The following is a 14,780-nucleotide window of genomic DNA, read 5'->3' as shown; positions in this document are numbered from 1 at the left end:
TTGACGACCATCGCGAGCAAGCTCGCTCCTACAAAAAACGATGCCTGCACCGCCTTTTGATTTATGCGAAATATACCTATTTAGGGATAATCGTCAATCGATGAATTGGCTCACTCCACCATCGCAAAATCAGCCCGCCCAACCGGATTCGGCGTCGACCCCTTCACATTCATCCCTCGGCCCGGTGCAAACCCGGGGAAGAACACCAACCCCTCCGACTCGAACCGATAGGCCAGCGTCAGGCGCGTGACGTCCAGCACCTCCTGGCGTGCCTCGAAGCGTTGAATGGCATCTACCGAGACTCGGGATTCGCGCGACAGCTCTTCCACACTCCAGCCCAGCATCGCTCGGGCCTGGGCGCAGTGGGCCGGGGTGAATTGGAAGAGGGCAATACGTTCCAGGGTGATTTTCATCGCTTGAGAGGCCATGGTGTTCTCCGGGCTCGAGAGTGTTGGTCAAAATATACTGTGTTTTTGTACAGTTGTTTTTGACCCGGATCAAACGCAATTTTTGATGTGTGCTCTCGACCAGACGGACGGTGATTGTCCTGACTCACCTTGGACTCTGGTTGATCGAATCGAATCATCGTTCGATTTCAGGCTTGGTACAGACAGGTTTTTTCGCAAGAATAGGTGTTCGTACGGTTCGAGCCTTTATGCAGGAGAACGTTATGTCGATCCCTGAAAGTGACTGGAAGAAGTTCAAGGAACTCCACAAACTTGCGCTCGATCGTTTCTGCCAGGGTGTCCTGGCTGATGCCGAGACGATCGCTCAACACAGTGCGCTCTCTGCTCAAGCTAGATATGGAATGCTGTATCGCTTGATGCGTGATCGAGACAAAGACATCGTGCGAATTTTCGACCCCTACAGTCGCTCCAGCGCGTTCAGCTCTTTGAGTATGATGGTCAAGTTCGATTTGTTGACCGACGCGGAGTTGTCGGTGCTTAGTGAAGGGATACGGGAGGTGATTGCAGACATTGTTCGCCAGCCCTACGAGCTTGAATGGGCTGATGAGATTGTCCGGCAGAACTGACAATCCCATTACCAAACTTAACAGAGAACCCTGGATGTTGATCTTCAACTGCACCGAAGCGGCCAGCAAATTCTTCAGTCGTGTACATAAAGGCAAAACAATCACACCGGTGGAGAAACCTCCATTGGCCATCATTGAAGACGATGAGCCTGATGAGTCCACCGAACAGTGGCTGGTCCACGCCGTCACTGTTCAACGCAAACATGTGCTGTTCGCCATCCACATCCCGACCCGTTACTGCATGATCTTCGCTGATGCCAAAAAGGCAGACGTCGAGGGTTTTGTTCAACGCTTTGCTGATCGTTGGATTAGTGGCTTGATCCGCCATGCAGGGCAGTTCGACATCCTTCAGTGGGTCGATGACGAGCCGATGATGGAACGCTTTCAAGAAAGCTGTGGCCAGTTCATCCTGTACCGGCGCAGCCATCGCAGTGCGCAAAAACACATAGATGAAATCGCCTGGATTTTTCAGGATGTCGCGGCTGAACGGGGCTCTTTACCGCCGGACGAGTTTTCGGCAGAGCGGTTCGACGGCGATATGAATGACTGCCCAAGAAACAGCAAAGGCCATAAAGACTATTACTACCCGGATGAGGAAATGATGGCTCACTGGCTACGCCAGTACTGCAGCCTCGAAGAGTCCACTATCCAGACCGCGCTTGATCGACGTATGGAAGTGAAGCGGGAAATATGGGCGCTACAACGGCAATTGGACGCGCACTAAAACAACCCAATGGTTCGAATCACTTGTCCGCCAACCCTGGCGCTTCCCGCACGATAAAGTGATCCAGATTCTCGATGTTGGCGCTGAACACCCCGAACGTCTGCTCGGGGTTTTTCTTGCTCGGCACCTGCTTCAACTCGGGCGTCACGCCATAAAAGAAGCAATACAGTTCCCGACCACTCTCGATGGCGTGCTTGATCTCCTCCAGGAACGCCTTGCGCTTGCGGTAGCTGTCGATCAGCTTTTTGCTCAGGTAGACATTGACCGAGTAAGGCTTCTTCTCGAACCAGACCTTCTTTTCGAAGTCGATGCGAAAGCTCTGGGTGTAGTCCTTGATCTCCTTGATCTTGCCCCAGTAAATCAGCCCTTTGTTGTCTTGCAGATACTCGATCTTCTTGAAAAACGACCCGTAAGGCGCGGTGTGTTCGCCAATCTTCAGCGGCACGCGCTTGAGCAAATCCTTGTCGTCGAAGTTCGACACGAAACACTCCACCGGATGAGCAAAGACGCTGGTCTTGTCCGGTGCCGATTCCCTGCCCGGTTGTTCGATATTACTAGCCGCCTCAGGCGCCAATGGCTCATCCCGAACCACATCGGCAATCACCTCCGGGGTGGATGGCTTACGCACATACTCACGTCGAGTCAGTAACAATTCCGACGGGAAATTTTCCTCGCGGCTGTCATCCGTTTCCGCCTCATCCACACCCGACGCCGGGGTCTTCAAGCTGACATAAGGGCAACCCTCAACATGCCGCGTACTTGGCAGGTTCTTGAAGTGCGGCGTACGTACGTAATTCACATTCTTGGCGTTGAACGTGCCCAGTTCATTAGCCGCATCGAACGCCAGGCGACAGGCATCGTTGGGGCACTGGAAGTGTTCCCTGGTGGAGTCGAAATCCATCGTCTCGTCGAAATTCAGATCCCGCACGTCGTAGATCGACAACTTGTCGTTGAGGCTGAGGCAGTAGGCGAGGTCGAATTTCATGTCGGGTTCCAAGTCCTTTAGATGAACAGCTTCCAGTGATGGCGCATTCGAAGCAATAGCTACACTGAGATCACTTCAATTTCGCCGAGTCTGCACAGTCAATCAAAGAGGGCGGTTCATGAGCCATTCAGATGCTTCGCCCCCTCTCTCGGAGCCGGGCCGGATAGCGCGCCGTGATGAACAGACCGGTTGGCGCCGCTGGCTACCGGGACTGGGCATGCTGCGCGAATACCAATTGGCATGGTTGCGTTACGACATCGTTGCCGGCCTGGTGCTGACCACGATGCTGGTGCCTGTCGGTATCGCCTATGCGGTGGCATCGGGCGTGCCCGGCATTTATGGCCTCTACGCGACCATCGTTCCGCTGCTGTTCTATGCCCTGTTCGGCCCCAGCCGGATTCTGGTGATGGGGCCGGATTCCTCCCTGGTGGCCGTCATTCTCGCGGTCATCATTCCACTCTCCGGTGGTGACCCGCAGCGCGCCGTCGCCCTGGCGGGGATGATGGCGATCGTGTCGGGAGCGGTGTGCATCCTGGCCGGTATGGCGCGCCTGGGTTTTATCACCGAGCTGCTGTCCAAACCGATCCGCTACGGCTACATGAACGGCATCGCACTGACCGTATTGATCAGCCAGTTGCCCAAGCTGTTCGGTTTTTCCATTGAGTCCGAGGGCCCATTGAGAAACATAGGGGCTATCGCCTCGGCGCTGATGGAAGGAAAGGTCAACTGGACCACCTTCACGGTAGGCGGGCTCACCCTGGCGGTGATCCTGCTACTCAAAAGATGGCCGCGACTGCCGGGCATCCTGATCGCCGTGGTAGGCGCGACGGTCGCCGTGGGTGCCCTCGACCTGGCGACACGCGCCGGTGTGTCGGTCCTCGGTTCGCTCCCCCAAGGCTTGCCCGGATTCGCCATCCCCTGGATCACCACCGCCGACATCGTTCCGGTGATGATCGGCGGGTGCGCCGTCGCACTCGTCTCGTTCGCCGACACCAGCGTGCTGTCGCGGGTCTATGCGGCGCGGACCCGAACCTACGTCAACCCGAATCAGGAAATGGTGGGCCTCGGCATCGCCAACCTGGCGGCCGGTTTTTTCCAGGGCTTCCCGATCAGCAGCAGCTCGTCGCGGACACCCGTGGCCGAAGCCGCCGGCGCCAAGACCCAAATGACCGGCGTCGTCGGCGCACTGGCGGTTGCCTTGCTGCTGGTGGTGGCACCGGACCTGCTGCAGCATCTACCGTCCAGCGCCCTGGCGGCAGTCGTGATCGCCTCGGCCATCGGCCTGATCGAAATCACCGACCTGCGCCGGATCTATCGCATCCAGCGCTGGGAATGCTGGTTATCGATCGTCTGCACCGTCGGCGTGGCCGTGTTCGGCGCGATCGAGGGCATCGGCCTGGCCATCGTGATTGCGATCATCGAATTCCTCTGGGACGCCTGGCGCCCGTACTCCGCAGTATTGGGCCGCGCCGACGGGGTCAAGGGCTACCACGACATCAAACGCTACCCCGACGCACACCTGATCCCCGGCCTGGTCCTGTTTCGCTGGGATGCCCCCTTGTTCTTCGCCAACGCCGAACTGTTCAGCGACCGCGTGCTGGACGCTGTCGCGGCTTCGCCCACGCCCGTGCGCTGGCTGGTGGTCGCCGCAGAACCGGTGACCAGCGTCGACGTGACCTCCGCCGACATGCTCGCCGAACTGGACGACACCCTGCACGCGGCGGGTATCGAGTTGTGCTTTGCCGAGATGAAGGATCCGGTGAAGGACAAGCTGAAGCGGTTTGGGTTGTTTGCGCGGCTGGGGGAGACGGCGTTTTTTCCTACGATTGGGACGGCTGTGGATAGTTATGTGGCGAATTATCGGGTGGGTAATGTGGAGGGGGGATGAAGGAGGGGAGGTGGGGCGTTGAGTGGGGGCCGGCAGACCGCTGTGCGAGCCGGTCAGCGATTAACTCAATCTCAGTTCTTACACCGATTCGGCAGACAAATATCTTACTGTGGCGAGGGAGCTGCTCTGAACTGGCCTATTGATTTTGGACACTTCAATCGGGCGATATGATGGCGCCAAAATCTGAGGTGTTTGGATATGCGTAAATCTTATTCGAGTGAGTTCAAACTCAAAGCGACCGCACGCGGTCGCTAATTCGATATGACCTTTCAAGCAGGAACAGGTTCTGGTTTGCTAATGCTGCTTTGTAGTTTAGTAGACTCGTACTCCCGAACCCGGGTGGATGCCACGCCGAACACTACAGATGCAATTTTGCTCGCTAGCAAGGGCGGCACCGCGTTCCCGACCTGGTGAAACTGCTTCGTCCTGTTACCTTGGAAAAAATAGTTGTCAGGGAAGGTCTGAAGTCGTGCGGCTTCCCTAACTGTCAGACTCCGGCACTGCTTCGGGTCGTAATGGATGAAGTAATGGCCGTCCTTCGAAATATGGCTTGTCACAGTTGTTGCCGGTTGGTCCTCCAACTGCACTCTGAAGCGATCGCTGAACTTGCCTGTTTCCCAATTCTTGTGGGCTGGGGCCAGTCCTGAGAGCTTGAATTGTTGATGGCCTTTTGGGGACGTTTTGTAGGCCCGCGCGTAAACACTGGCAAACATGTACCTCCTCAAGTCCGAAAGCATGTGTCCCCGAGCATCATGGTTCAACCAGTATTCCAAGTTTTCGTCGCGATACCAACGGTCCAACTCATCTATACCTGTCCTGCCGTCGTTTTTCCTGCGAGGTACTCGTAGTGCGCCGACCTCATATGCTGAGGAGAATATGCCGTCCCACGTAATTTTCATTTCGGAGGCGAGCTTCGGCTCTGCACCGGGATCAACCTCTTTCCTGAGTTCGTCCAATTGATCCATAACGACTTTGTACCAAGCCTCACTGTCGTCCTGTTGTTTGGTGAGCCGGCTTCGAAGATTAGGGAGGTCATCGATTGCATGCTTGGTACTGACTTCGCGTGAGAACGGAATGCGTTCGTGATCTGGCACGCAACCTTGCTCGTCCAGCGCGATACCTAGAAGAATTACACGATGCCGTGCCTGGGGAATTCCGTGCTCCTCAGCTCTGATAATGAATCCACGAGGATCCACCTTGTCAACATCATCGCCGGGGTCGAAGGACTGTCCGGTTACCAGAGAGCAGATGCGGTATTTCTTTCCCGGTGTTGCGTCACCTAATGCTTTGTGAGGGTCGGTGAGGTCTTGGAGAATCTGAGTGAAAATACCTTCTCCACCGACTTTAGAGGAGAGGATTCCTTTGACGTTTTCCATCACGAAAACGGTAGGCTGTCGCTCTTTGATAATCCGGAGGTATTCCTTGTATAGAAAGTGGCGATGATCGTTTTCAGCGCTGTAGTTCGCTTTGCCTAGGTTGCGGGAGCGGCCAACGAGCGAGTAGGCCTGACATGGCGGGCCGCCGTAAGCACCCAAGGTCGGTCTCTATCAAGTTTCTCTTCGAGTATCTGGTCCAGCTCCAAATCGCCTGCTTTCGACCCCAGCGTTATGCATCGGGCTTCGGCTTCGGCTTCGAGCCATTGAGGCTCACTAGCGGCAGAAAAGGGACTTTGGCTATGGCCATTGCAAAAATCGTAGTAATCAGACAGGCGACCGGGATTCTTCAGCTTTAGAAGTCTGTAGAACGCTCTGAGCCTAAGAGTCTCGCGAGCTACAGGGTCCATCTCGGCAGAAACCACGATCTCAAACCGTTGTCCATTACCAGAAGACGCGAAGCCTTCACCTAGGCCGCCAGGACCGGCGAAAAGATCAACGATCTGGATAGGTTTCGAAAGCTCAGTGTCGCAATCGAAAGCAGTGTCTCGCTCTAACAGTAAATTCATTTGGGGTTCTGTCATGGACATCGTCAGTAAAGAAGTCAGGTCTCGCATGATGGCTACTATCCGCGGCATCAACACATCCCCTGAGATGAAGGTCCGCAAGCTGTTGCATCGGCACGGCTTTCGGTATCGACTACATTCCAAGGAGCTTCCAGGCCGGCCGGACGTTGTGCTTCCACGTTACGACCTCTGCATTTTCGTTCAGGGTTGCTTTTGGCACAGACATCCTGGCTGTAGATATGCCACAACTCCCAAGACCCGGGAGGAGTTCTGGCAGACAAAGTTCGACCAGAACGTAAAGCGTGACCTCAGGAACAAAGCCGAGCTTCTGCAGCGGGGATGGCGCGTTTTCGAGCTTTGGGAGTGCGGTATCCGCGGGCCGGAAGCAGAAATAAACTGGCTTCTTGAGGCTGTGCAGGATTGTAATCAAAAATACGTCTCATGGCCCACCTTTCCTAATCGATGTGATTGATGAGTTGATGCTGGTCAATGGGCGGCAAGCTTAACCTTTCCGGCAATTGAGGTCTTACCTTAGGAGAGGGGCTCTGCGGTAGAAGCGACGAGTAGTGACGGGATATTTCTTTAGCCTCTGGTAAAGGCGTCCAATTGTCGGCGACTGTCCTGGTTTTTTCTGTGTTAGCCGATGAGGCTTTTTTATAGAAAATCAATGAGGATAATGTCTGACTCAATTGAATACTAAGCCTACAATTTTTCTCTCTTCTTCTAGTAGGCCGATATTCTCTATTCGTTCAAGAAGATACTTTAGTGCGTTTCGCTCGTTAGATGTCAAATCAAACTCTGATGCTAGTAAAGACTTTAGCGCAGAATTAGATTTGGGAGAAAGTAAGTTCCAGCGTTTTGCTTCATCTAATACTCGTGTGGCCGCCGCAATTAGCGCGGTAGAGGTCACCCCGTTGAAAGTCGAGTTTTCTAAAGGCGTTACATCAAAGGAGTTGGCGCTAGAAGTGACCACGTCGCTACCTTTTATAGAAGTTGCTACGGGGGTTTCGAAGATCGTGTCAAGAACGACAGCTAAGTTTTCGGCTGGAAGTTCATCCAGACATCTGACTTCATTTTTCACGCGAATCTGAAGCATCGCCCGCCGGGTGAGGCTTTCCATAGATCCTTTGCCGTGATGTAACGATGCTCGAACCCACGCTTCAGCTATTCCAAGAGCCAGTACAGGATTACCGCCTAGGCTAGGTCGTTCAGTAATCTGCACAAATGCATCCTCGGAAAGTTTTTCAAGTAGACCCCATCGGTCGAAGCTTGCCTGACCTCTATCAAACAACTTTCCGCGCATCCAGAGTCTCTGAAATGTGTTGCGTACACCGCCGAGATATCTCTCAGGCGAGTCACCGAATCGCCAGTTCGCAATGTCGGGAGCCGCAACAATTGCTATAAAAGCCCACACGTCATCCCTGAGGGCTTCTCCGCTTGCTAGTACACTCTGATCCGCCAGCCATGCGGCGGCCTGCGCGTCAAAGTTCGACAGTTCAGCCCTTGTGCCTTTGCGGTCATATCCATTGTTTTTCGCGATATGCAGGATACCCATGCGGATTTCTTCAAGATGTTTTGAAGAGATCGGGCTTCCGCCAGTTGGAGTGAATCTGACAGCTTCTGGAAGTTCGTTGGCATTAAATCCGGACCATTGGCGCGGCCCATTGTGCAAGTATATCTCCAGCAATCGTTCCGCTGCTGGCGCCGGAAGTCTAGGCAGTAAAGTAATCATTCATTTATCTCCGAGATCTGCTAGCGCCACAAGTGAAGCGCGGAATATCCCGGGCCTATTGTCAAATACGGATTTTATGAAGTTTGTGTCTTTGCCTGGCCATGCCTTTTTTAGCCACGAGGAAGCTTGTGCTGCCAGTGATCCAGGTTCTGGGGAGTTGAACAGATCGTTCACTTCTGGATCCGTTATCAAACGCTCGCAAACCTGCCCCATTACATCGGCCATTAGCATTTGAATCATCATCGGGTCCTCATCTTGAATTCTTTCAATGAACTCAGTGTGCGTCGAGTTCAGGTAAAGCCGAATCGCCCCATGAAAATCGCGAGACCATTCACGTGGAGACCAATATAGGTACCAGGGTGCAGATGAAGCGACTAGGTCTCCAAGCAAAACTTGCATGTCTCCAATTTCGATTGGAAAACGAGGTTCCTCTCCTTCAAGCCTCATCCGAATTCGATCTGACCAGAGTTGATCCCCTAGCCGCGAAGGAGAGAGACGTGAAGGGACAGATATTGAGGACGCTAAAGTTATCCTAGTGTTGATGTCGAGAACAGTCGAGAGCGTCTCGCCCCCTATCTCAAAATCGAACTCCACGAACCAAGGCTCTGCTTCTAAAGTGCGACTTTCGCGAGACAATATTAAGCGTGGCAGCCGACCCTGACCTGTACCGATTCTAACTGTCGCGAAAAAACGCAGGTCTCTGAGATCAATGTTCAAATCTGCAGCGGCGATAGATGGGTCTATTGCTATTCGGCGACGCAGGCGAATGGAGGAAGCGGCATCCCAGTTCTGCAGATATTCTTCAACTGGAGCCCACTCGGACTCGTTGAGAGAAATTAACCACGGGGAAGCGACCACTGCAGATTCTGAGAGGGTCAAAAAAGGAAATGCGATACGACTCACCGGTTACTCTCCGTCAGTACGTCCGCGTCAGCGATTACCGCGCAATCGGAAGGTATCTGCACTCGAATCTCGTACAGTCCATCTGCGCCGTTGATGGTAAGTTCGCCTCCCTCTGAGAACTGGATGCCGTCTGATGAACAGATTGACAATACTTTGGCAGTAGGCAGTGCGACATCCGACTCAATCGACCGACCTCCATCTACGGCAACCGCCGCAGTTGCGGTCAAAATGCTTCCACTACGAGTAGAATTCTGGCGGACCTCTGTAATGAAAACGGCCACGGTCTCCCCCTCTGTAGCTTCAAGACGGATGAAGTTCGGTGCACTAGCTCGAGCGCGGGCGAGTGTTACACGCCCTCCAGATGTATTGCCTCGCTTTCTCCCTGCTCCATCCCCGTTGACTCCTTCAAGTGCAGACCCCATACGACCCGCAAGTTTGGCGAGAGGAGGGCCGGATCGAGGGCGTGGCGTTCCTCCAGGCGAACTCAACCCCATATCTGCGGCATGGGCGCGTAGATCTCGAAGAGCAACGTTCACAAGTGTCTTCGGTATGCCTTTCGGCAGGTTTTCAGGAATCCAGTCATCATGAGCAGGAGGCTCTGACTCAGCAAAGGCCGATTCGACATACTCTTCATCGCTGGTGATGAAAACTCCAGCCCACTCAAGTCGTTCATCAGGCAACGCTGTGCCCAGTAGATATTTAACGACAAGTTCAACTGGGCGCATGAGTGCGATATGTTGGGAAACTGTAGGGAATAAGCTGTCCTCATCTTCTACAAGCAGGCGCCTAGATGTCCGTAAGCCCTTCTCAATGGCAAGCGTTCCAACCTTGATTTGAGACTTGGTTGCTGATAGCGATCGGACGTCATTCCCTTTACCGGAGCGTGCCGCGCGCATTGCTTTTGAAAAAAGATCTAAGGGGGGGAAGTCCTCAGGAGCTGGGATCTTAATTTCCACGCCATCCAACTCAAAGCGTAAGTCAAACTTATGTGAGGCTGGCGTGTCCCGCATCATGCGAGGCCAGAAGTTCCATAAGACGGCTCCAATCACTTTGTTGCCCACAGTCTGGAGGTCTTCACCATCCATCATGAAGTCTAGGATCATGATCGACGTGCCAGTTTGATCGGGTCGTCTGTCTGGCAATCCCAATGCCAAGGCAAGAGCTTGAGCGTCCGCACCAGTCAATGGGTCCACTATTCCATCTTCTGGATCCGGTATGCCCCACCAATGACGTCCGGTGAAGTGTTGTGACATGGAATTGTCCGGGATTTCGAAAGAAGGTCCCACATGACAACCGATGATCCGGCGTCCTTCCATCCCGGCCGCATGCGGAAGTGTATCCACGATGATGGTACTGCAGCAGCTAGCACGGTAGAGCGCTATTTTCCCAAAACCATAAGTGCCGCCACCTTGCACGGTGTTTCTTGCTGCACCTATATTTCGCAGAAAGTTTATAAATTGAGTATCTTCAGTCCCCAAAGGAATTCGATCTGAACGGGTTGGTCCGCCGAGCCCTATGGTACGAAAATCGCAAATTTCCATCACAATAAGTTCTTTTTGTGAAAGCGAATTTCGAAGGGCTGTTCGCGATTGCTCGGCGGCAGGTAGGGACATTAGAACTTTGGACTCAAGAGTCAATCGTTGACTCTCTGTAAGTCGACGAATTCTTATTTCTATCTCGGGACCAATCCCGAGCTTTGCAGCATCAGCGATGTTTTGTAAGGACTCACGGATTACCGTCTGGAGCGGATCGAGTGTGGGCGCTCCAAGAAGGCGGCGAATATTATCACCGATGTTTCCGGTTGAACCAAAAGGCTCCGAGAAAAGCTCCAATGGCTTTATAGGCATCCACTAAGCTCCCTCTCGATCGTTCTATAAGTGTTGTCAGGGCTCAGGAAGTGAGAAGCGAACGAGAGATCAACCGCATAGGTAATGGAGGATACACCTGCGTGTACTACTCCGGTGGAGAGCATTGATGAGGTCAGACGTGGAAATCCATCCCTGACTTCGTAAAGAGATTCGGATTGAATCCGGAAGGAATGGCGGTTCCATCGAGGTTTGTCAAAGTCCTCGCATCCAATTGCGGCGAGTAGGCTTCGAAGCTCATTAGGTTCATCTGCTTTCTTCAGGGCGCTTGTAGCTAGGCCACAAATGCTGAGGCTTCCGCCAAATATAGGCTCCAATACCAAATGCAGAAGATGAAGGCTCCCATCGCCCGGAAGTTCCAGTTGGTCAAGACCGTTTATTACGATGGTTGGATTTCCTGCTCGGGCTGTCGACTTGATCTCAAGTGAAACACTGCCCCTGCGGAAATCATGCCTATCACCAGATGGGCCGCTCCATGCTCGCCATCCTGCAGCGCAAAGGTCCAATAGACGGTTGAGAATTAATAGTTCTCCTACCAGGCCAACAACTATATTAGGTGTAACCTCCTTCTCATTTGATTGCATCAGGAGGGAGCGAAAATCCTCAAACGTGGACTCGATGGCGGAAATGCAGCTGACACCGGTGGCAACTCTGGCAAGCATTTCATCAACAAATTCGGCGAATACAGTATCTAGCTCCCTTGAGAGACAGACTAAATCAATGAACCTGACTGAGTGTCCTTTATGGGTAAAACAAGATACGGTTAATGATAGGGCGTCTGCCGTACCTGAGCGCGAAAGCGTTTCGCGCTCACTTAACGGAAGAAGAACTCGAGGTTCTTCGTTTGGACCCAGCGCGAGGCGTACTCTTCCCGCTGGAGTGATGACGTCGGTAGGAATTGTGCGAATCTCAAAGTCACCACCAATGTCGCCACCACTACGTAGCACTCCCCACATGTTTTTAGCAGTCATATGCACGTACTCACTTAACGCCTGCTGCTTCAACCTGGGAAGCCTCTTCCGTCGCTATGGCCTCGATGTCTTCAGCAGATAGTGCCTTCAACTCGACAGAGACATAGCTACCGCTTTCGGTAACCGAGCCTGGAAAAACGATTCCGTAAGCCAGTATGTCGTGGTCGGCGTTCAAAAGCCTGCGCAGAGTGCCCTCTTTTGTTGGTTTGGAGAGCCTATCGATAACGTAAAGTAGTAGAAGAGGTACTTCGCCTACAGCCTCGCGTCTGAGGTCCTTTAGTTCATCCCAACTATGGTCACTTGCAGCGATGTCCGAGCAATCAGAAAGGATGTCTTGCTTTGACATCAAGGCTTTGATGTCAGCATCGCCAGTACCGTCAAGTCTGGAGCGCTTAACCATGATGATGTCCCCTGCACTACCGAGAGTCTCATTTGATTTCTCTCCTACTGCGGGCTCGATGATGGCTATGTTCCATTTGGCCAGTCTAGTATCGTCTCCACCAATGAATGGTAGAAGTATTTGGCGACTCAGGTCAGCATGAGTTACGTGCGTTTCATATGTTTCCAGAAAACGTTGGATCGAAGATTTAGGAACATCACGCCACACTCGCTTTCTACTTGCGGCAGCATCTTCATCTCGAAGCTGAAGTGCGTCTGCGCGGCTGACCAACTCAGCGGCGGCTCCCCAGTTCTTGCGAAGCTGCGCAATGTTCTTATGTTCGAAACGGAATGTTTGTCGGTGGGTGCCCCAGTAACTTACAGCGCATCGGCGAGCGGCCCGCATCTTGGTGGCTGCTGTAATAGCCATACCAGGAATCGAACGAATGCGAACTGCAATCTGCATTGGCGTTAACTCGCAGAGCCGGTACTGTTTGATGTCGTTGCGGATTTCTTGCTCGATAGAGGCAAGCTCGCGAAATCGAAGCTTCAATGATTCTGGTATCCATATCCGCGGCAGGTCTTCGTAGTCGGGCCTGAAACCGAACCAGCGACCCATCTGCAGAAGCGTATCGTATTGGTCAGCAGTACGGAGGAAAAAGCTGACCGTTAGGCCTTCGAGAGTCAGCCCCCGCGCGAGAATAGATCCCCCCACAACAATGTATGTCTTTGGGGTATGAGTGTAGTCAATCCTATCTTCACTCCCTCCGTTCTCTATTGGAAATTCCAGCGTTTTAAGTACCTTCGGCATTATGTCGAAAATATGTTCAATGCTAACTGGAGTAGCATCTGTGATATCCGCTGGAAGCCGCCCTTGCTCCTCGGCCCAGATTTGCTCGATCTGCTGTCCAACGGCACTACTTCGGTTGAGGAGTGCCTTTCGGTGTACATCTATCCAGCCTTCGATCAAAGCTGAGACCCGCTCATGAGCTGTAACATAGGCTGAGGTGTGAACGAGCATTGTCATATGCTTGTTCGCGTGCCCACGAAAATGCCGGGCCGCGCAACACGCGAGAAAATAAAGAATTGATCGTCTTAAGCTCTCGGTCATTGAAGGCTGAAAATCCTCTCTCTCTCGCATGCTACGCGGCTGAAGCAGTGCTATTTCTTCAGGAGGTATTTCCCGAATCATATCGAGGCCTTCTTCCTCAGGGAGCACGTTTTCTGGATCTAATGGAGGCTTACCGAAGAGCCTCTCGGTGCCAAAGTATGATGCGGGTAGCGGCAGGGCGGTAATGAAATCCCGAGGATAAAGATCGTCCAGCTGTTGACCTTCTTGCCGATATGGATCAATGAGTACGTTCGCGAACGGGGTTGCGGTATAGCCCACGTAGGTTACAGCAGGAAGAAGGGAGAGGATCTCCCGAATTCGTTCGTTGATGACAGTGGTTTCTAACTCGCTACGCGCCGCGTTAACGCTGGCCTGATCACACTCGTCGTCAATGACGAGAATTCGTAGCTTAGCCAGTACGGCGGGCATCGTCCGCTCTATCGCGAGCTTCAGTTGTCCAAGTGGCGAAACGTTCTTTTTAATTACGGCCAGTTGTGCCTTGTCTGTGTGTGACAAGAAACCACCTTGTGGCGGGGCTCTGAAATCTCTATCTAGGTCGTTCGGCGTGAGAACCTGCCAGTTAAGCGGATTGCGAGAAACTAGATCATCGAAAAATCTTAGTTGGGTCTGATATCTAAGCGTGTTGGTCAGACCTGCGAGCACAATCACAGTGTTGTACCCAGCGTCCAGTGCCTTCGCTATCGTAGCAGTCATGTTCGCGGTTTTTCCGGACTGTACGTAACCTAGAACTAAACCACGACAGGAAAATTGCTGCTGTTTAGGGCTTTCAAGTAGAGAGACGACCTCATTGGAGGCGTCATTGATACCTTCAACGTCTTCTTCATCCCAGCCCTTGCCGTTGACGAGATACCCTCGCACTGCTGGCCAGTGGAGATCAGAGGGCTTGGGTCCAAAATACCATTGCGGGCGCTTTTTGATAACGGAATAGCGATGAAGGATTTCGATTTGTTCAAATTGAAGGGCTACTAGTGACTTCGCCTCCTCGATTTCAGCGTGGAGTATGGTTGCCAGCCCGGGGCTGAGGGTGTCAAGTTCCTGACGTACCGATTCTACCGCTCCATCTAGGTCGGTAAATCTAGACATCGCCTGCGAAATGCGCTCATGTAACTTGTCAACTTGCGGCCCTGGCATAATGGCTCCATGATATTGCGTCTCAAGGTTGTTGCAATGTACATCGCGTTTTCGAACGGTGCAATTGGTCTATCGTAGTGTAGTGGTCTAATGAAACCG

At 52.9% G+C, this 14,780-nt stretch carries 12 protein-coding genes; 4 read left to right on the top strand and 8 right to left on the bottom strand.

Annotated elements, in window-relative coordinates:
* Positions 1 to 110: 110 nt before the first annotated feature.
* Positions 111 to 428, bottom strand: coding sequence for a helix-turn-helix transcriptional regulator (locus PMI34_RS06115; RefSeq protein WP_008052657.1), 318 nt, complete (start codon positions 426 to 428; stop codon positions 111 to 113).
* A gap of 242 nt (positions 429 to 670) precedes the next feature.
* Between PMI34_RS06115 and PMI34_RS06120 the strand changes: the two genes are divergently transcribed.
* Positions 671 to 1,033: a hypothetical protein gene (locus PMI34_RS06120; RefSeq protein ID WP_008052656.1), complete on the top strand. Its 363-nt coding sequence runs from the start codon at positions 671 to 673 to the stop codon at positions 1,031 to 1,033.
* A gap of 34 nt (positions 1,034 to 1,067) precedes the next feature.
* Positions 1,068 to 1,757: a DUF6933 domain-containing protein gene (locus PMI34_RS06125; RefSeq protein ID WP_008052655.1), complete on the top strand. Its 690-nt coding sequence runs from the start codon at positions 1,068 to 1,070 to the stop codon at positions 1,755 to 1,757.
* Positions 1,758 to 1,776: 19 nt separating this feature from the next.
* Here PMI34_RS06125 and PMI34_RS06130 read toward each other — a convergent pair whose 3' ends face one another.
* Positions 1,777 to 2,742: a hypothetical protein gene (locus PMI34_RS06130; RefSeq protein WP_008052654.1), complete on the bottom strand. Its 966-nt coding sequence runs from the start codon at positions 2,740 to 2,742 to the stop codon at positions 1,777 to 1,779.
* Between the two features lie 118 nt (positions 2,743 to 2,860).
* Here PMI34_RS06130 and PMI34_RS06135 point away from each other — a divergent pair, with 118 nt between their 5' ends.
* A complete protein-coding gene (locus tag PMI34_RS06135; protein ID WP_008052653.1) occupies positions 2,861 to 4,630 on the top strand; it encodes a SulP family inorganic anion transporter in 1,770 nt (589 codons plus the stop codon).
* A 269-nt stretch (positions 4,631 to 4,899) separates the two neighbouring features.
* On the opposite strand, the gene PMI34_RS0127485 is transcribed toward PMI34_RS06135, so the two are convergent.
* Entirely contained in the window at positions 4,900 to 6,165 is a 1,266-nt protein-coding gene (locus PMI34_RS0127485; protein WP_008052652.1) for a DNA cytosine methyltransferase, read from the bottom strand.
* A gap of 420 nt (positions 6,166 to 6,585) precedes the next feature.
* Here PMI34_RS0127485 and PMI34_RS28410 point away from each other — a divergent pair, with 420 nt between their 5' ends.
* Positions 6,586 to 7,041: a very short patch repair endonuclease gene (locus PMI34_RS28410; RefSeq protein WP_081498109.1), complete on the top strand. Its 456-nt coding sequence runs from the start codon at positions 6,586 to 6,588 to the stop codon at positions 7,039 to 7,041.
* Positions 7,042 to 7,254: 213 nt separating this feature from the next.
* Here the strand turns inward: PMI34_RS28410 and PMI34_RS27715 are convergent, their stop codons facing one another.
* The 5 genes from PMI34_RS27715 to PMI34_RS06150 are packed head-to-tail and all read right to left on the bottom strand — an operon-like array spanning position 7,255 to position 14,681.
* Positions 7,255 to 8,301: a hypothetical protein gene (locus PMI34_RS27715; protein WP_008052651.1), complete on the bottom strand. Its 1,047-nt coding sequence runs from the start codon at positions 8,299 to 8,301 to the stop codon at positions 7,255 to 7,257.
* Positions 8,302 to 9,204 carry a hypothetical protein gene (locus PMI34_RS06140; protein WP_008052650.1) on the bottom strand — a complete coding sequence of 301 codons (903 nt, stop codon included), beginning with the start codon at positions 9,202 to 9,204 and terminating at the stop codon, positions 8,302 to 8,304. It lies immediately after the preceding gene.
* Positions 9,201 to 11,051: a hypothetical protein gene (locus tag PMI34_RS06145; protein WP_008052649.1), complete on the bottom strand. Its 1,851-nt coding sequence runs from the start codon at positions 11,049 to 11,051 to the stop codon at positions 9,201 to 9,203. Before PMI34_RS06145 ends, PMI34_RS06140 begins: the two co-directional genes overlap by 4 nt.
* Positions 11,042 to 12,040 (bottom strand): PD-(D/E)XK motif protein, encoded by a 999-nt coding sequence (locus PMI34_RS28405; protein WP_008052648.1) that lies wholly within the window; start codon positions 12,038 to 12,040, stop codon positions 11,042 to 11,044. The genes PMI34_RS06145 and PMI34_RS28405 overlap by 10 nt, the downstream gene beginning before the upstream one ends.
* A gap of 10 nt (positions 12,041 to 12,050) precedes the next feature.
* Positions 12,051 to 14,681, bottom strand: coding sequence for a Z1 domain-containing protein (locus PMI34_RS06150; protein WP_008052647.1), 2,631 nt, complete (start codon positions 14,679 to 14,681; stop codon positions 12,051 to 12,053).
* Positions 14,682 to 14,780: the final 99 nt, after the last annotated feature.

This window comes from Pseudomonas sp. GM74 (assembly GCF_000282455.1).
In the GTDB taxonomy this organism is placed as follows: Bacteria; Pseudomonadota; Gammaproteobacteria; order Pseudomonadales; family Pseudomonadaceae; genus Aquipseudomonas.
Note: the sequence above shows the minus strand (reverse complement) of the source record. Positions and strands in the feature narration are given on the sequence as shown.